A 16,213-nucleotide genomic window follows, 5' to 3' on the forward strand; every position below is an offset into this window, starting at 1 on the left:
CCGCGGCGCCACCCGGGCACCGCGGCACGAGGGGAGCAACATGGCTGAGGTACTGGTCTTCCACCATGGACAAGGCCTGACCACCGGCGTTCGCGAGTTCGCCGAGCAGCTGCGACAGGCCGGACACACCGTCCACGCCCCAGACCTGTACGAGGGGCAGGTGTTCGACACCCTCGAGGAGGGTCTCACCTACGCCGGGAACACCGGCTTCGCCACGATCACCGCGCGCGGAACCACCGCCGCCGAGAAGCTGCCCGCGGAACTCGTCTACGTCGGCTTCTCACTCGGCACTCTGCCGGCACAGAAGCTGGCCCAGACCCGCCCCGGCGCGAAGGGCGCACTGCTGCTCGAATCATGCGTCCCGGTCTCGAAGTTCGGCGGCGCCTGGCCCCAGGACGTCCCGGTCCAGATCCACGGCATGGACGCGGATCCCTACTTCGCCGGAGAGGGCGACGTGGACGCCGCCCGCGCGCTCGTGGAGACGGCGACGGACGCCGAGCTGTTCCTCTACCCCGGCGACAGGCACCTGTTCACCGACAGCAGCCTGCGGTCCTACGACGAACAGGCCGCGAAGCAGGTCGCCCATCGGGTGCTCGGCTTCCTCGACCGCGTCGAGTAGGGGCACCAAGCGGACCGCCGGTGACGTCTCAGTCGGGTCGCCCGGCTGGTGTGGCGGGCGTGCCGGCCACTGCCGGGGAGGCGTCGAACAGGGCGTGGACGGCCGCGTGGACCTGCGTGGCGACCACCTCGGCAACGCAGCTTCGGCCGCAAGGCGATCCGGCCGCGCGGTGTGCCCGAGCACCGAGGGCAGGCGGCGGCACATCGCCGCGAAACTGGCATCCGCCAGCGGGTTCTTGCCTTGCATCCCCCCGAAAGTGAGGGCGTCCGGTGGCGGAGGGGGCGGCGTTCCCTCGTTCGCGGTCGAGGCGTGAGTCACAGTCACCTGCGCCTCTCCTGAAGGTCGGTACCGCGCCTGGACGGCTCGGTGGTGCCCGGCACAACGACGCGGACCCGGAATCGAACGCGCTCGATTCCGGACGCGCTGGACCCCTTGCCGCACAAGGGAGCGAACGGGGCGGCTCGTTGCTGGAGCGGGTCCCGCGCGCACGGACGTGGCCGAATCGCCGATGGTGGCCAGGGTGTCCGTCAGAGGGCCGGTCGATCGATGAGTTCCGGGCCCTGTCGGGGTCATTGTTCGCAGGACCGCTGACAGACTGACGCGCCCGTACCGAAGGAGAGCCATGGCAAAGCTCATCTACTCGATGGTCACCTCGCTCGACGGTTACGCCGAGGCGGCCGAGGGCGACCTCGGCGCCGGGGCCGAGGACCCGGAGGTGCACACTTTCATCAACGACCTCTTCCGCCCCGTCGGCACCTACCTCTACGGCCGACGGATGTACGAGACGATGGTCTATTGGGAGACCGAGCACACCGAGCCCGACCAGCCGCCGTACATCCTCCAGTACGCCCGCGACTGGCAGGCCGCCGAGAAGGTCGTGTACTCCACCACGCTCGAGTCGGTGTCCAGCGAGAAGACCAGGATCGAGCGGACCTTCGACCCGGAAGCGGTGCGCAAGCTCAAGGCCGAGGCCGACCAGGACCTCACCGTCGACGGCCCGAACCTCGCGGCGCAGGCGATCGCGGCCGGCCTGGTGGACGAGTACCACCTTTTCGTCACCACCAGCGTGGTCGGCGGCGGCAAGCGGTTCTTCCCCGACGGCGTGCGCCTCGATCTGGAGCTGGTCGAGGAGCGTGCCTTCGACAGCGGACTGATCTACGCGCGCTACCGGACCCGCTGACCCGCACCGGTCGGTCGCACCGGGTGGCGGACGCCAGGCCGCCAACCACATCGATGCCCGCCTCACCCCTCTGCGAAGATGACGAACATGGCCTCGCCCTCGTCCTCCTCGCCCCGCCCCGTCGGTACCCCGCCCACCAGTAGTGACGTGGCCCGTGCCGCCGGGGTGTCGCGGGCCACGGTTTCCTACGTCCTCAACGACACCGAGGGCGGGCGCGTCAGCGAGGCGACGCGTGAACGGGTGCGGGAGGCCGCCCGGCAGCTCGGCTACGTGCCGCACGCCGTGGCGCGGGCCCTGCGGGCCGGACGCAGCGGGATCGTGCTGCTGACCGCGCCGGCGGTCACCGTGGGGCCGCTCTTCGCGCGCACGTTCGCCGAGTTGCAGCAGGAGCTGTCCGCACTGGGCCACACGGCCGTGCTCTACGGCCCCACCGGAGTCCGGGGCGCGGACGCCGGCCGCCACTGGGCCGAACTGCGGCCCGACGCCGTGCTGTCACTGCGGGACGACAGCATGGACGAGGACGCCGTGGCCGTCCTGCACCAGGCCGGCGTCAAGGTCGTACTCGGCTTCGGCCCGGTGCCGGTCGCGGGCGCGCATGCCCTGGTGACCGACGAGGAACAGGTCGGCTTCCACGGCTCTCCCGCTTCCCCGGATTCCCCCTGAGCGAGGAACAGATCGACGAAGCGGTCACCCGATTCGCCGGGGCCGCGGTCTGACCATGTGCCTGGTCTACCTCCAGGCGTGGGCGCCCACGAGTTCCTCGGAGATCTGCCAGACGCGCCGCGCGTCCTCCGTACCGCGCAGGCGGCTGTACAGCTTCTGCTCCGCCGGCGGGCCGCCCAGGTGTCCGGGCCCGCTCGGCCCGTAGAAACCGCCGCCCGTGGCCTCGGGCTCGGGGGCAGTGGCGGCGTGCAGGGCGGGCAACTGTGCCGTGTGCACCGTTCCGACGACGACGCCGCGGGCGGACAGGGCGCGGATCAGGCGTACGCCCCGCGTGTCCTTGGCGCGGCCGGCCTCGGGGCGGGCGGCGAGCAGGCTCGTCGGTGCGACTCCCGGGTGGGAGAGGTTGCTCGTGATGCCCCAGCCCGCCGCTTCGCTGCGCCGGTCGAGTTCGAGGCCGAAGAGACCCAAGGCGATCTTCGACTGGCTGTAGGCGCGCATGCCGTTGTAGGAACGCTCCCAGTTCAGGTCGTCCCAGTTGATGGCGTCGCGGTTCGCCGCGACGCTGATCTGGGACGTCACGCGGGCCCGGCCGGCCCTTAGCAGGGGGAGGAGGTGGTTGACCAGGGCGAAGTGCCCCAGGTGGTTGGTGTCGAACTGCAGCTCGAAGCCGTCGGCCGTCGTCCGCCGGTCGGGCGGGGTCATGACGCCGGCGTTGTTGACGAGGAGGTGAATGGGGCGGTCCTCGTCCAGGAGGGTCTTGCCCAGCTCCGCGACGGAAGCGAGCGAGGAGAGGTCGAGAGCGCGCAGGGACACGTCCGCGCCGGGGATCCGCTCCCGGATTCCGGCGGCTGCCCGTTCGCCCTTGCGCGGATTGCGGACCGGCATGACGACCTGCGCGCCGGCGGCGGCCAGACGCGTCGCGATGCCGAGCCCGATCCCGTCACTCGCTCCGGTGACGACAGCGCGCTTCCCGGTCAGGTCGGGAACGGTGATGTCGATGTCCTGGCGTGGCATGCCTGCTCCCAACGATGTCGTTGCCTCCACCGTCACCCCGGCGACCGGACCTATCCAGGGACTCCCGATCCACCGATGCGCGCGGTCGGGCGGCGTCGTCGGAGAGGGGGATCGGCGGACCGTGGATAAGCGCGGACGCGCGCGCTGGAAAGGGATCGGTACGAGAGGGAGACAGCACATGGAGATCGACCGGGCCGGGCTCGCGGCGTTCCTGCGGCGACGCCGGGAGCTGCTGCAACCCGAGGACGTCGGCCTCCCTCGCGGACGGCGGCGCAGGACCAGCGGGTTGCGGCGCGAGGAGGTCGCCGAGCTGTGTCACATGTCGACCGACTACTACGCGCGGCTGGAGCGCGAGCGCGGCCCGCAGCCGTCCGAGTCGATGATCGCCTCGATCGCGCAGGGGCTGCACCTCTCCCTCGACGAGCGGGACCACCTGTTCCGCCTCGGCGGCCACGCCCCGCCTGTCCGGGGCACGGGCGCCGTAGACGAGTACATCAGCCCCGGCCTCCTGCGCGTCCTCGACCGGCTGGACGACACGCCCGCGGAGGTCGTCACCGAACTGGGGGAGACGCTGCGGCAGACCCCGCTCGGCATCGCCCTCACCGGCGACACGGCCCGCTACACGGGCCCCGCGCGCAGCATCGGCTACCGCTGGTTCACCGACCCGGCCACCCGCGGGCTCTACGCGCCGGAGGATCACGCGTTCCTCTCCCGGATGTTCGCGTCCGGCCTGCGTGAAGTCACCGCGTTGCGGGGCCCCGGCTCCCGGGCCGCCCACTACGCCGAGCTGCTCCTCGCCCGGAGCGACGAGTTCCGCCGCCTCTGGGACAAGCAGGAGGTCGGCATCCGGCCCCACCACGTCAAACGCTTCAGCCATCCGGAGGTCGGCGCCCTCGAACTGAACTGTCAGACCCTCCTCGACCCGGACCAGTCACACCGCCTGGTCGTCTACACGGCGGTACCGGGCAGCGAGAGCCACGACCGACTGCGCCTCCTCGCGGTCATCGGGCCGCAGGCGCAGGCATTGCGCTGATCCGGGCGCCGCGCACGTCGAGCGCGGCGCCGCCGGTCACCGTCACAGGAACCGGCGGATGGGCTGGACGGCTGCCTCGCGGGCGCGCTGGAACACCGAACGCCGCTTCCAGGCACCCTTGCGGATCGGCTCGGCGGCCGCCTTGTCGGCCTCGAAGTGGGCGTCCAGGGTGGCGGTGAAGTCCGCGTCCAGGACGGCCAGCATGACTTCCTCGTCGTGGTCGAGGGAGCGCCGGTTGAAGTTGGTCGACCCGACGAGAGCGGCCGTACGGTCCACGGTGATGACCTTGGCGTGCAGCATGGTCGGCTGGTACTCGTAGATCCTCACCCCGCAGGCGAGGAGATCGTCGTAGTAGTGCTGTCCGGCCAGCCGGCAGACGCGCTTGTCGGTGTGCGGGCCGGGCAGCAGGATCTCCACGTCTACGCCGCGCCGTGCGGCGGCGCACAGGAGGTCGATGAAGTAGCGGTCCGGGGAGAAGTAGGCGGTGGTCAGCCGGAAACGCTCCTCGGCGGACTCGATCATGACCCGGATCAGGGTCTGCATGTCCTGCCAGCCGAAGCTGGCCGAGCCGCGTACCACCTGCACCACGGCGTCGCCGTGGGGGCGGTGGGGGGTGAAGCGGTCGCGGTCGTCGAAGAGTTCGTCGTGGCACTCGGCCCAGTTCTGCGCGAACGCGGCCGCGACGCCGTCCACGGCCGGTCCCCGCACCTGGACGTGGGTGTCCCGCCACTCGCCGGGGTCGCGGGCGTCGCCGCACCACTCCTCGGCGATGCCGACGCCGCCGGTGAAGGCCACCTGCTCGTCCACGACCAGCACCTTGCGGTGGCAGCGGTGATTCTGCTTGAGCGGCGACAGGTGCGCGGGCTTGCGGAACCAGGCCACCTGGACGCCGACCCGGTCCATCTCGGCGAGCAGGTCGGTGTCGATGAGCCGGCTGCCGAAGCCGTCAAGGAGCAGCCGTACGCGCACGCCGGCCCGGGCCCGCTCGGCGAGGGCGTGCGCGAATTCGCGGGCGATCTCGCCCTTCCAGTACACGAAGGTCATCATGTCCACGGTGTGCTCGGCGGAGCGGATGGCGTCGAGCATGGCCGGGAAGATCTCGTCCCCGTTGCGCAGGGGAACCAGCTCGTTGCCCTCGGTCGCCGCGATGCCGATCAGGCGTTCCAGGCGGCGCCGTATCCGCACGGCTCGTTCCGTCATAGCACCGTCGTCCGCCGCGCGGGCGGAGGCCGACGGGACCTCCTGGACACTCGTCATCCCTGTTTCCTTCCGAAGCGCGCAAGGGGAAGCGTCAGTTCCCGGTGAACCCCCTCTGAGCCGTCGGTCGACGCCGACGACGCTGAGTCTGCCCTGTCCGTCGCCGTGCATGCGCGTCGGCCCGCGAGGCGTCGCTGCCGGCCCGGCCGCCGGAATATCCGGAGGCGTCGGTGACCGCGGCACGGCTAGCATCCGCTGTCGGACTCCCGCCGACCGATCAAGGAACCGCCCATGTCGCGCCGCCCGACCGTTTCGATCGCGGAGTTCTCCGTCTCCGACCCTGAGGCAGGCCCCTACGGGATCACCGCCGGACCGGACGGTGCGGTGTGGTTCACCATGGTCCACCACGGGCGGATCGGGCGCGTCACACCCGACGGCGCCACCGACTCCTTCCCCCTGGAACCGGCCTCCGGCGGACCGTCGACCATCACAGCGGGGCCCGATGGCGCGCTGTGGTTCACCGAGTTCCGCGGCCATCGGATCGGCCGTATCACCACGGCCGGGGACGTCGTCTCGTTCACGCTGCCCACGCCGGACGCCGGGCCGTTCGGGATCGTGGCGGGCCCGGACGACGCGCTGTGGTTCACGGAGGCGAGCGCCGACCGTATCGGCCGCATCACGACCGACGGTCACGTCACCGAGTTCCCCCTCCCCGTCTCGGGCGCCTTCCCCTCGGGCATCGCCGTCGGCCGGGACGACCGGCTGTGGTTCACGATGAACCAGGCGAACGCGATCGGCGCCATCGGTGGCGACGGCGCCGTCGACGTCCATCCGCTGCCGACCCCGGACGCCGCCCCCGTCGGCATCGCGGCCGGGACCGACGGCGCCATGTGGTTCGTCGAGATCGGCGCCGGTCGGATCGGGCGGATCTCGCCGGACGGCACGATCGGCGAGTTCGCCCTGCCCGACCGCGAGTCCCGCCCGCACGCCATCACCGCCGACACCGACGGCACCTGCTGGTTCACCGAGTGGGGAGCCAACCGGATCGGGCGGATCACCCCCGACGGCCGGATCGACGAGTACGACCTCCCCACCCCGTCCTCGGAACCCCACGGCATCGTCCAGGGACCGGACGGCGCGATCTGGACCGCCCTGGAGAACGGGACGATCGCCCGCCTGACGACACGCTGAGAGGACATGTCCGGGCCCCGACGGAAGGACCCCCTGGGGTCAGCGCCGTGGCAGGTCCGGCTCCGTGTATCTGAACCGGGCCGTGTTCTCCTCGACGAGACACCGGTGGAATCCGGCCTTCTCCAGTACCCGGACCGAGGACGGGTTCGAGAGTTCCACGCCGGCGGTGACGGTGTGGACGTCGGGTGCCGCGAGCGCGAAGGCCGTCAGTGCTCTGGTCGCCTCGGTGGCGTAACCCCGACCGCGGCGGGAGGCCACGATGCCGTAATCGATCTCCAGGACGCCCTCGGCGGGCGGCCAGAACAGGCCGATCGAGCCCACCACCGAACCGCCGGCGCGCTCGACGACCAGACGGTGGCCGTACGCGCCGAACCAGGCGGGGTGTTCGCCCGGGAGCTGCGCGATCACGCGGTCTCCTTCGGCGGGGAAGCCCGAGGTGATGCGCGGCGAACTGCGCCGGACCCTGCTCGACTCGCTCCCCGCCGGCACCGTCAGGTGGGGGCACAAGGCCGCCGGTGTCCGCGCCCTCGGCGGCGGCCGGCACGAGGTGGCCTTCGCCGACGGAACCACCGTCGTCACGGACCTGCTGGTCGGCGCGGACGGCGCGTGGTCCCGGGTCCGCCCGCCGGTCTCCGGGGCGACTCCCGAGTACACCGGGCCGGCCTTCGTCGAGGCATGGCTGACCGACGCCGACGAACGGCACCCGGCCACCGCGAAGGCGGTCGGGGGCGGCGCGACGTACGCGCTCGCGCCGGGCAAGGGCATCCAGGCCCACCGGGAGGTGGGCGGGACCCTCCATCCCCACGTCGCCCTGCGCAGGCCGCTGGAGTGGTTCGACGGCATCGACCTCACCGGCCCGGCGGGCACCGGCCGGATCGCGCGGGAGTTCGACGGCTGGGCGCGGGAGCTGACCGCGCTGATCACCGACGGTGAGAGCGCGCCGGTCCTGCGCCCGATCCACACCCTGCCCGCGGACCACCGCTGGGACCGGGTGACGGGGGTGACCCTGCTCGGCGACGCCGCCCACCTCATGCCGCCGTCCGGCGAGGGCGCCAACCTGGCCATGTACGACGGTGCCGAACTCGCGGGCGCCCTCGCCGCGCACCCCGGTGACGCCGAGGCCGCTCTCACCGCCTACGAGCAAGCCATGTTCGCCCGCGGTGCCGCCGAGGCCGACGACGCCGCCCAGCTCCTGGAGCTGATGTACGGCGCCGACGCACCGCACGGCCTGATCGACATGTTCACGTAGGGGCATAATCCGTGCGTGACCCTCACCCCGCGACGCCTCGCGCTGGCCACCCTGGACCGGCAACTCCTGCTCGAACGCGAGCGCTTGGACGTGGCGGAGGCGGTCCGCCGGGTCTGCGCCCTCCAGGCGCAGTCACCGGCATCGCCGTACCTGGCGCTGTGGAACCGGGTGCGGGACTTCGCGCCCGAGGATCTCGACGCGGCGTTCGCGGAGCGCCGGATCGTCAAGGCGAGCCTGATGCGGATCACCCTTCACGCCGTGCACGCCGAGGACTACGCGCCCTACCGCGCGGCCATGCTGAGCACCCTGCGCGCCTCCCGGCTGTACGACCGCCGCTTCACCTCGACGTCGCTGACCCCCGCCGACGCCGACGCGGTACTCCCGGAGCTCGCCGGGTTCCTCGACCGGCCCCGCAGCGGCGCCGAGGTGGAGAAGGAGGTCACGGCGCGGTTCGGCGAGCACGCGCACCGCGTGTGGTGGGCGCTGCGCACGTACGCGCCGATACATCACGGGCCGACCGGCGGGCCCTGGTCCTTCACCGCGCGCAACGCCTACCTGGCCGCCCCGGCGGACGCCGAGAACGGTCCGGGGGAAGCGGCGGCGGGGGTGCGGCGGCTGCTGCTCTCCTATCTGCGGGCGTTCGGGCCCGCCTCGGCCCAGGACTTCGCCCGGTTCACCCTGCTGACACGCGGCGCTGTCGACGGGGCACTGCACGAACTCGGCGACCGGGTGGTGCCGGTGGCGGGCCGGGGCCGCGCCGCCCTGTTCGACCTGGCGGACGCCACCGTGCCGGCCGAGGACACCGAGGCCCCGCCCCGGCTGCTGCCGATGTGGGACAGCACCCTGCTCGCCCACGTCGTCCCCGGACGGTTCCTGCCTCCCGAGTACCGCCCGGCGGTCGTGCGCCGCAACGGTGACGTGCTGCCCTGCCTGCTGGTCGACGGCCGGGTCGCCGGGGTGTGGCGCACGGTCGACGGCGGACTGGAACTGACCGCCTTCCACAAGCTCGGCAAGGCCGCGTGGCGCGGGGTGACCGAGGAGGCGGAGAAGCTGTCGGCGCTGCTCGCCGAGCGCGATCCGGCCGCCTACCGGCGCTACGGACACTGGTGGGACAAGGGACTCCCGGGTGCCGAAAGCGTGACGGTGAAGGGCTGATCCCCGGAAGGGTTCGGTTTCCCGGGAAGCAGGTAAAATCACTTCAAAGGCGCCTTTGTGGTGCCTTGATCAATAACTCGCACCAAGCCCGCATCACAACCCGCACCCGTAGGGCAGATTTCTTTTTCGCACCGTCCGGGAGGGGTCGCCATGGATCCGTGGCTGATCTGGTTGATCGTTTCGGCGGTCCTGATCGTGGCGGAGATCTTCACTCTGACCGCCGCGCTCGGAATGCTGGGTGCGGCCGCGCTGATCACGGCGGGATCCGCCGCGGCCGGCCTTTCGCCGCCTTTCCAGTTCCTGCTGTTCACCGTCGTCGCCACGGTCACCCTCTTGTTCGTGCGCCCCGTCGCCGTGCGCCATCTCCTGCAGCCCCAGACCGAGCGCTTCGGCGTGGAGGCGCTGGTCGGCAAGGCCGCGTACGTCGTCTCCGAGGTGACGGGCATGGAGGGCAGGGTCCGCATCGGCGGTGAGGAATGGAGCGCCCGTTCCTACGACGAGACGCTGGTGATTCCCCGCGGGACGACCGTCGACGTCCTGGAGATCAGCGGCACCACCGCATTCGTCTATCCCCGGGAGTGACCATGGAAGTCTCGGCGTTCCTGATCGCCGGTGTGATCGTCGCGCTTCTCGCGGTATTCACCGTGGTGCGGGCGGTTCGCATCGTGCCCCAGGCCCGTGCCCGCAATGTCGAACGACTCGGCCGCTACCATCGCACACTGAAACCCGGACTGAACCTGGTCATCCCGTACATCGACCGGGTCTATCCGGTGATAGACCTGCGCGAACAGGTCGTCTCCTTCAAACCGCAGCCGGTCATCACCGAGGACAACCTCGTCGTCGAGATCGACACCGTGCTGTATTTCCAGGTGACCGATCCGCGCGCGGCCTTCTACGAGATAGCGAATTTCCTCCAGGCGGTCGAGCAGCTCACCGTCACCACCCTGCGCAATGTCGTGGGTTCGATGGACCTGGAGAAGACCCTCACCTCGCGCGACACCATCAACAGCCAGCTCCGCGGCGTACTGGACGAGGCCACCGGCAAATGGGGGCTGCGCGTGAACCGGGTGGAGATCAAGGCCATCGACCCGCCGCAGTCCATCAAGGACGCGATGCAGAAGCAGATGCGGGCCGAGCGCGACAAGCGGGCCGCGATCCTCGGCGCGGAGGGCCAGCGCCAGTCGCAGATCCTCACCGCCGAGGGCGACAAGCAGGCCGCCGTGCTGCGCGCGGAGGGCAACCGTACCGCCGAGATCCTCAAGGCCGAGGGGCAGTCCCGGGCCATCGACGAGGTCTTCCAGGCCGTGCACCGCAACGACCCCGACCCCAAGCTCCTGGCCTACCAGTACCTCCAGGTGCTGCCGCAGCTCGCCCAGGGTTCGGGCAGTACCTTCTGGGTCATCCCCAGCGAGGTCACCTCCGCGCTCCAGGGCGTCTCCCGCGCCTTCACCGAAGCGCTGCCCCAGTCACCCGCCACGCGCGAGAGCCGGTCGGACGACGGTGCCGCCCAGGCCGCCAACGACACGGCGCAGGCCGCGGAGGCCGCCGCCGAGGCCCTCGCCGACGCCGCCCGTGCCGACCGCGTGACCTCCGAGGCGATGCGCGCCACCCCCGTGACCGAGGACCGATGAGAACCCCGCCCGTCCATGCGAGGCCCCCATGTTCGATGTGCCCTTCTGGCTCTGGATAGCCTTCGCCGCCACCGTCGTCGTGTCGCTCGCCGTCGATCTCCTGGCCCACCGCAGCGCACACGTCATCGGATTCAAGGAGGCGGCCGCCTGGAGCGGGCTGTGGGTGAGCCTGGCGCTCGTCTTCGGAGCGACCGTCTTCCTCGTCCTCGGCCCGACCGCGGGCACGGAGTACACCACCGCGTGGCTGCTGGAGAAGAGTCTCTCGGTCGACAACCTCTTCGTCTTCGCCCTGATCTTCGCCTACTTCAAGGTGCCCCGCGCCTACCAGCACCGCGTTCTCTTCTTCGGCGTCATCGGCGCGCTGGTGTTCCGCGGCATCTTCCTCGCCGCCGGCGTGGCCGTCGTCAACCGCTTCACCGCCGTGCTGTTCGCCTTCGCGGCCATCCTCTTCTACAGCGTCTACAAGATCCTCAAGGGCGAGGAGGAGAGCTTCGACCCGGGCAAGAGCTTCGCCGTCCGGCTGCTGCGCAAGGTCATCCCCGTGCGGGACACCTACGCGGGCCCGAAGTTCTTCGTGAAGGAGGCCGGCAAGCACGTGGCGACGCCGCTGCTCGCCGTCGTCGCCGCGATCGAGGCGGCGGACCTGATCTTCGCCGTGGACAGCGTGCCCGCCGTGCTCGCGGTCAGTGACGACACCTTCATCGTCTACACCAGCAACGCCTTCGCCATCCTCGGCCTGCGGGCCCTGTACTTCATGCTCTCCGGGCTGCTCGACCGCTTCCACTACCTGAGCAAGGGCCTGGCGATCATCCTGGGGTTCATCGGCGTCAAGCTCATCCTCCAGGCGACCCACAAGATAGTCAGCCCCTCCGTGCCGGAGATCCCGTCCCCCGTGAGCCTGGCGGTCATCGTCGTGGTCCTGGCGGTGTCGGTGTTCCTGAGCCTGCGGCGCCCACCCGACACGGACGACGGGGACACGGGCGGTCCCGGCGAGGAAGTCCTGACCTCGCCCGAACATAAGAACGTAAAATAGGGGTAAAGTCTCCCCAGAGCCCCCAAAGCCCTCAAGCCACCAAAGCCCAAAGCCCCAAAGCCCTTCCCAGCGTGGACGTGAGAACCATGAGCAGTCACACGCAGCAGACGAAACCGACCCGCACCGCACCGCGGCAGGCCGACTCGCAGCGCCATGACATCTGCCCCACCTGCGGTCACTCCGTCCCGGCGGAGATCACCCGGCACAAGACCCTCGGAATCTACGTCCCGGTCTGGGGGCCGGGCACCTGCCGGAACCCCGACTGCGGCACCGACAACCGCCGCTGACGCCGTCGCGCCACCGGCACGCGGCCGAGGGGCCCGGCGCTCAGCCGACGGCAGGCCCCGTCATGAGCCTGCCCTCGGCGTCGTAGGGCCAGACGTTGGTCCGGCAGCCGTGCAGTCCCTTGATCTGCTGCATCATCACCGGCGCCGGCCGCCCCAACCATGACGTCCTGCCCCACGTTGCAGTTGACCTCACCGCCGGTGTCCAGGCCGTACCGGCCGCATATCGTGTCCACGGTCATCGCCGTGGCGAGCCGGCCGTACCCGGAAGTCGGACGCGCCGCCGGAACCCCACCTGCCCGTCCGCCGTCCAGCCCCGCTCGTTCGCGAGGACCCGCTCGACCTCGGCCGCGACGTCCCGGGCCGGGATTCCGATGCCGTCCTCCACCTGGACCACGTAGGTCAGCGTCCGCCCGCTCCCGCCGACCCGGTCCCCGCCGCCGTCCGCGGTGGCGAACGTCCCCGGGCCGGACGACGGGATCGAGTCGGGGTCGCGGTCCTTCCCCGTCCGTTCCGTCCCGTCGGCCTTCCTCGTCGCCTCCGCCTTCTCCGTCGCCTCGGCCTTCTTCGACTCGACGGCGTCGCGCGGCCCGGGCCGCGCGGACGAGGCGGACGACGCGGAGGGGGCCGGCGAGCCCGCCGGGCGGCGGCGCCGGCGGAGCGGCCGGCGGGGTCCCCGCCCTCCCGCAGGGCGAGACCGCCGGCGAGCACCAGCACCGCCCCTGCCGCCAGCCCCGGCCACAGCAGACGCGACCGGGCGCCCCGTCGGCGGCGCCCACCGCTGCCACGGCGGCCGCGGGTCCCGCGGCGGTGCCGCCGGTCCGTTGCCGAGGAGGACGAGGGGGTCGATCGGCGCTCGTTCATGATCACGAAGCCTGCCGCGACGGTGTGATCGCCCGTGGACAGCTGTTGGACCGCTGTGTAACAGCCGTCACCCGCGCGGGGACGCCCGCCCGTTCATACGCATACTGAGACCCATGCCACGGGTCCTGATCATCGAAGACGACCGCGCCGTCCGGGAGGGCGTGCGTCTCGCCCTGCGCCGCCAGGGACACGAGGTCGCCGCCGCCGCGACGGGCGAGGAGGGGCTGGAGCTGCTGCGGTCGTTCCGGCCCGACGCCGTGGTCCTGGACCTGATGCTGCCGGGCATGTCCGGCCTGGAGGTGTGCCGCCGCGCACGCGCCCACGACCAGGTGCCGACTACGTGGTCAAGCCGGTCCGCGTCCGGGTCCTGGACGCACGCATCCGCGCGGTACTGCGCCGCGTCGGCGGCACGTCGGACGACCAGGGCACCCCGCGCACCGAACACCACGGCGACCTGGTCATCGACCGGGCCGGCCTGACCGTCACCCACCAGGGACGGCCCGTCGCCCTCGGCCCCTCGGAACTGCGGCTGCTGCTCACGCTGTCCGCGTCGGCGGGCCAGGTGTTCAGCCGCCAGCAACTCCTGGAAGCCGTGTGGGAGCACAGTTACCACGGGGACGCCCGCCTCGTGGACGCCTGCGTCAAGCGCCTGCGGGCCAAGATCGGCGAGCCCGCGGGCCGTCCGCGCCACGTCCACACCGTGCGCGGCTTCGGCTACCGGTTCGGGACCCGGTGGGAGTTCCGCGGGCGCTGCGCGCGCTGAACGGGCTGCGCGTGCGGCTGGTGGTGGCCTTCACCCTCGTCGCCGTCGTGGCCACCGTGACCACCGGCGCGCTGACCTTCCGCGAGGCACGCAACGGGGTCCTCCAGCAGAGCCAGGACACCGTGATCGAGGACTTCCGGCACCGGGTCAACACCCTGGTCCCCAACTACCGCTTCCCGCCCGACGCGGCCGATCTCCAGGCGTTCGCCGCCGACGTGGCGCGCGGCGGCCGGTCCCAGACCTGGCGGGTGCTCGCCGCCTACCGGCAGGCCGACGCCACCTCGCGCCCCGGGGACGCCTTCCGTGAACTGTCCCCGGAGATGCGCGAGTCCGTGCGCTCCCGCCGGGCCACCGTGTTCCAGCGGGTGTCGCACGACGGCCGGTCCGCACTCGTCGTCGGCATGCCGGTCACCTTCACCGGCCCGTACGCCACCGCGGAGCGCGCCTCCGGCCTGGAGGTCTACCTGACCGTGCCCCAGCAGGACGAACAGGGCTACGTCGACGCCCTGGTCACCGCCATCGAACGGGCCACCGTGCCGGCGCTGGTCCTGGCCGTGCTGATCGCGCTGCTGGCCGCCCGCGGGGTGCTGCGACCCGTGCGGGCACTGCGCCGGGCCACCCGCAGCATCGCCGAGGGCCGCCTGGACACCCGGCTCGCGGTGCAGGGCTCCGACGAACTCGCCGACCTGTCCCACACCTTCAACGAGACGGCCGCCGCACTGGAGGGCTCGGTGGCGGAGCTGCGGCGCATGGAGGCCGGCGCCCGCCGTTTCGCCGCGGACGTCTCGCACGAACTGCGCACCCCGCTCGCGGCGATGTCGGCGGTGACGGACGTACTGGACGAGGACGCCGCCGGACTGGACGAGGACACGGCGACGGCGGTGCGCCTCATCAGCGAGGAGACCATCAAGCTGGCCGCCCTGGTGGACGACCTGATGGAGATCTCCCGGTTCGACGCGGGGGCCGCCGCCCTGCACCTGGACGAGATCGACCTGGCGGAGTCCGTACGGCGCACGCTCGCCTCCCGCGGCTGGCTGGACTCGGTCACCGCCGGCCTGCCCGGACCGGGCGAGCTGCGCGGCCGGGTCGACCCGCGCCGCCTCGACGTCGTCGTCGCGAACCTCGTCGGCAACGCCCTGCGGCACGGCGCACCCCCGGTCCACGTCGGTCTGAGCGCGGGGGACGAACCCCGCACCGGGGGACAGGCGGTGCTCACGGTCCGCGACCGCGGCGAGGGCATCCCCGAGAGCGTCCTGCCGCACGTCTTCGACCGCTTCTACAAGTCGGACGTGGCCCGCACCCGCAGCGAGGGCAGCGGCCTCGGGCTGGCCATCACCGCGGAGAACGTACGCCTGCATGGCGGCACCGTCCGGGCGGCCAACGACCCGGACGGCGGTGCCGTCTTCACAGTCGTGCTCCCGCTGCGGCCGGACGGGGCGGAGGACCGGGTGACGCGAGCGGCGAAGGAGGAACGACCATGAACCACCGCCCGACGCCACCGGCGACCACGCCGGGTCCGGGCGTGGGGCGGGCCGGCGGCAGCGCCCGGCGCGGGCTCCCCCTCCTTCTCGCGGCGCTGCTACCGCTCTCCGCGTGCGGCATTCCCGCGACTGGTGTGGTCGAGGCGGGCGAACCCGCGACCGGCGTCCTGGAACCCGGCCGGACATCCGCCCCGTCGCCGGCCGAATCCGCGACCGTGCCCGTCCCCACGGTCCCTCTCTACTTCGTCGCGGACGGCGCTCTGGTGGCGGTTCCCCGCACGGTGCGCGGCGCGACCGACCTCGGCAGCACCGTACTCATGCTGTTCAAGGGACCGGACGGCCAGCAGCGGAGGGAGGGGCTGACGACCGAACTGCCGACCGCCTCCGTGGCGCCCACCATCCGGACCGACGGACCGGCGGTCGTCGTCCAGCTGCCGCGGGGCGTCGGGAGCCTCAGCGACACGGCCGTCGACCAGCTGGCCTGCACGGTCGCCGTCGCCCGTCTGCGCCAGGACCCGGCGCTGGGAAGCGCGCAGGTGACCGTGGAGCAGCCCGGCGGCCGGCTGGCGGGCCGGTCCAGCGACGACTGCCCGACGGGCGAGGCCCGCGAGGCGGCAGGCGGCGGCTGACGCCACCCGGGCAACCCAAGGACGTCAGCCCCGCCTCGACGACAACGGAGAGCCGCAGGGCCCAGTGCCGACCGACACCGTGCTCGACGCGCCGTAGCTCGCGACCCGACTCCGCACCACAACCGCGACCCGCCCCCGGCCCCCGTACCCGCGCCCGCCCCCGCGCCCGCCCCCGCACCACAACCGCGACCCGCCCCCGCCCCCCGTACCCGCCCCCGCGCCCACCC

At 72.1% G+C, this 16,213-nt stretch carries 16 protein-coding genes and 2 pseudogenes; 14 read left to right on the forward strand and 4 right to left on the reverse strand.

Features of this window, described 5'->3' with window-relative positions:
- The first annotated feature begins 40 nt into the window (after nt 1-40).
- From ACFWR9_RS11795 to ACFWR9_RS11805, 3 genes are all read left to right on the forward strand, one after another.
- Nucleotides 41-619: a dienelactone hydrolase family protein gene (locus ACFWR9_RS11795; protein WP_383839318.1), complete on the forward strand. Its 579-nt coding sequence runs from the start codon at nt 41-43 to the stop codon at nt 617-619.
- Between the two features lie 622 nt (nt 620-1,241).
- Nucleotides 1,242-1,799, forward strand: coding sequence for a dihydrofolate reductase family protein (locus ACFWR9_RS11800; RefSeq protein WP_383839321.1), 558 nt, complete (start codon nt 1,242-1,244; stop codon nt 1,797-1,799).
- 87 nt (nt 1,800-1,886) lie between these two features.
- A complete protein-coding gene (locus tag ACFWR9_RS11805) occupies nt 1,887-2,462 on the forward strand; it encodes a LacI family DNA-binding transcriptional regulator (RefSeq protein WP_383839324.1) in 576 nt (191 codons plus the stop codon).
- 66 nt (nt 2,463-2,528) lie between these two features.
- Here the strand turns inward: ACFWR9_RS11805 and ACFWR9_RS11810 are convergent, their stop codons facing one another.
- A complete protein-coding gene (locus ACFWR9_RS11810) occupies nt 2,529-3,476 on the reverse strand; it encodes an SDR family oxidoreductase (RefSeq protein ID WP_383839328.1) in 948 nt (315 codons plus the stop codon).
- Between the two features lie 178 nt (nt 3,477-3,654).
- Between ACFWR9_RS11810 and ACFWR9_RS11815 the strand changes: the two genes are divergently transcribed.
- Nucleotides 3,655-4,509, forward strand: coding sequence for a helix-turn-helix transcriptional regulator (locus tag ACFWR9_RS11815; RefSeq protein WP_383839331.1), 855 nt, complete (start codon nt 3,655-3,657; stop codon nt 4,507-4,509).
- Nucleotides 4,510-4,551: 42 nt separating this feature from the next.
- Here ACFWR9_RS11815 and ACFWR9_RS11820 read toward each other — a convergent pair whose 3' ends face one another.
- Nucleotides 4,552-5,709, reverse strand: coding sequence for a phosphatidylserine/phosphatidylglycerophosphate/cardiolipin synthase family protein (locus tag ACFWR9_RS11820; RefSeq protein WP_383839365.1), 1,158 nt, complete (start codon nt 5,707-5,709; stop codon nt 4,552-4,554).
- A 288-nt stretch (nt 5,710-5,997) separates the two neighbouring features.
- Here ACFWR9_RS11820 and ACFWR9_RS11825 point away from each other — a divergent pair, with 288 nt between their 5' ends.
- The gene (locus tag ACFWR9_RS11825; protein WP_383839334.1) at nt 5,998-6,897 is read left to right on the forward strand and encodes a virginiamycin B lyase; all 900 of its coding nucleotides are present in this window, start codon (nt 5,998-6,000) and stop codon (nt 6,895-6,897) included.
- A gap of 39 nt (nt 6,898-6,936) precedes the next feature.
- On the opposite strand, the gene ACFWR9_RS11830 is transcribed toward ACFWR9_RS11825, so the two are convergent.
- Nucleotides 6,937-7,386 carry a GNAT family N-acetyltransferase gene (locus ACFWR9_RS11830; RefSeq protein ID WP_383839337.1) on the reverse strand — a complete coding sequence of 150 codons (450 nt, stop codon included), beginning with the start codon at nt 7,384-7,386 and terminating at the stop codon, nt 6,937-6,939.
- Between ACFWR9_RS11830 and ACFWR9_RS11835 the strand changes: the two are divergent.
- The 6 genes and pseudogenes from ACFWR9_RS11835 to ACFWR9_RS11860 form a co-directional block, all read left to right on the forward strand.
- A pseudogene (locus ACFWR9_RS11835) lies at nt 7,316-8,146 on the forward strand (FAD-dependent oxidoreductase); the annotation flags it as partial. The gene ACFWR9_RS11830 and the pseudogene ACFWR9_RS11835 overlap by 71 nt on opposite strands.
- Before the next feature lie 15 nt (nt 8,147-8,161).
- A complete protein-coding gene (locus ACFWR9_RS11840; RefSeq protein ID WP_383839340.1) occupies nt 8,162-9,301 on the forward strand; it encodes a winged helix DNA-binding domain-containing protein in 1,140 nt (379 codons plus the stop codon).
- A 150-nt stretch (nt 9,302-9,451) separates the two neighbouring features.
- Nucleotides 9,452-9,883 carry an NfeD family protein gene (locus ACFWR9_RS11845; RefSeq protein WP_376354102.1) on the forward strand — a complete coding sequence of 144 codons (432 nt, stop codon included), beginning with the start codon at nt 9,452-9,454 and terminating at the stop codon, nt 9,881-9,883.
- 2 nt (nt 9,884-9,885) lie between these two features.
- Entirely contained in the window at nt 9,886-10,932 is a 1,047-nt protein-coding gene (locus ACFWR9_RS11850; protein ID WP_161332247.1) for an SPFH domain-containing protein, read from the forward strand.
- Between the two features lie 28 nt (nt 10,933-10,960).
- Nucleotides 10,961-11,965 carry a TerC family protein gene (locus ACFWR9_RS11855; RefSeq protein WP_383839345.1) on the forward strand — a complete coding sequence of 335 codons (1,005 nt, stop codon included), beginning with the start codon at nt 10,961-10,963 and terminating at the stop codon, nt 11,963-11,965.
- Nucleotides 11,966-12,051: 86 nt separating this feature from the next.
- Nucleotides 12,052-12,252 carry a hypothetical protein gene (locus tag ACFWR9_RS11860; RefSeq protein WP_383839348.1) on the forward strand — a complete coding sequence of 67 codons (201 nt, stop codon included), beginning with the start codon at nt 12,052-12,054 and terminating at the stop codon, nt 12,250-12,252.
- A 235-nt stretch (nt 12,253-12,487) separates the two neighbouring features.
- On the opposite strand, the gene ACFWR9_RS11865 is transcribed toward ACFWR9_RS11860, so the two are convergent.
- Nucleotides 12,488-12,991: a DUF3152 domain-containing protein gene (locus ACFWR9_RS11865; RefSeq protein WP_383839351.1), complete on the reverse strand. Its 504-nt coding sequence runs from the start codon at nt 12,989-12,991 to the stop codon at nt 12,488-12,490.
- 235 nt (nt 12,992-13,226) lie between these two features.
- On the opposite strand from ACFWR9_RS11865, the pseudogene ACFWR9_RS11870 reads away from it, so the two are divergent.
- The 3 genes and pseudogenes from ACFWR9_RS11870 to ACFWR9_RS11880 all read left to right on the forward strand — a co-directional run bounded on the left by ACFWR9_RS11870 (nt 13,227) and on the right by ACFWR9_RS11880 (nt 15,986).
- Nucleotides 13,227-13,876: pseudogene (locus ACFWR9_RS11870) on the forward strand (winged helix-turn-helix domain-containing protein).
- Nucleotides 13,846-15,357: an ATP-binding protein gene (locus tag ACFWR9_RS11875; RefSeq protein ID WP_383839354.1), complete on the forward strand. Its 1,512-nt coding sequence runs from the start codon at nt 13,846-13,848 to the stop codon at nt 15,355-15,357. Before ACFWR9_RS11870 ends, ACFWR9_RS11875 begins: the two are co-directional and overlap by 31 nt.
- Entirely contained in the window at nt 15,354-15,986 is a 633-nt protein-coding gene (locus ACFWR9_RS11880; protein ID WP_383839357.1) for a hypothetical protein, read from the forward strand. The genes ACFWR9_RS11875 and ACFWR9_RS11880 overlap by 4 nt, the downstream gene beginning before the upstream one ends.
- The last annotated feature ends 227 nt before the right edge of the window (nt 15,987-16,213 follow it).

This window comes from Streptomyces sp. NPDC058534 (genome assembly GCF_042717365.1).
Classification (GTDB): domain Bacteria; phylum Actinomycetota; class Actinomycetes; order Streptomycetales; family Streptomycetaceae; genus Streptomyces.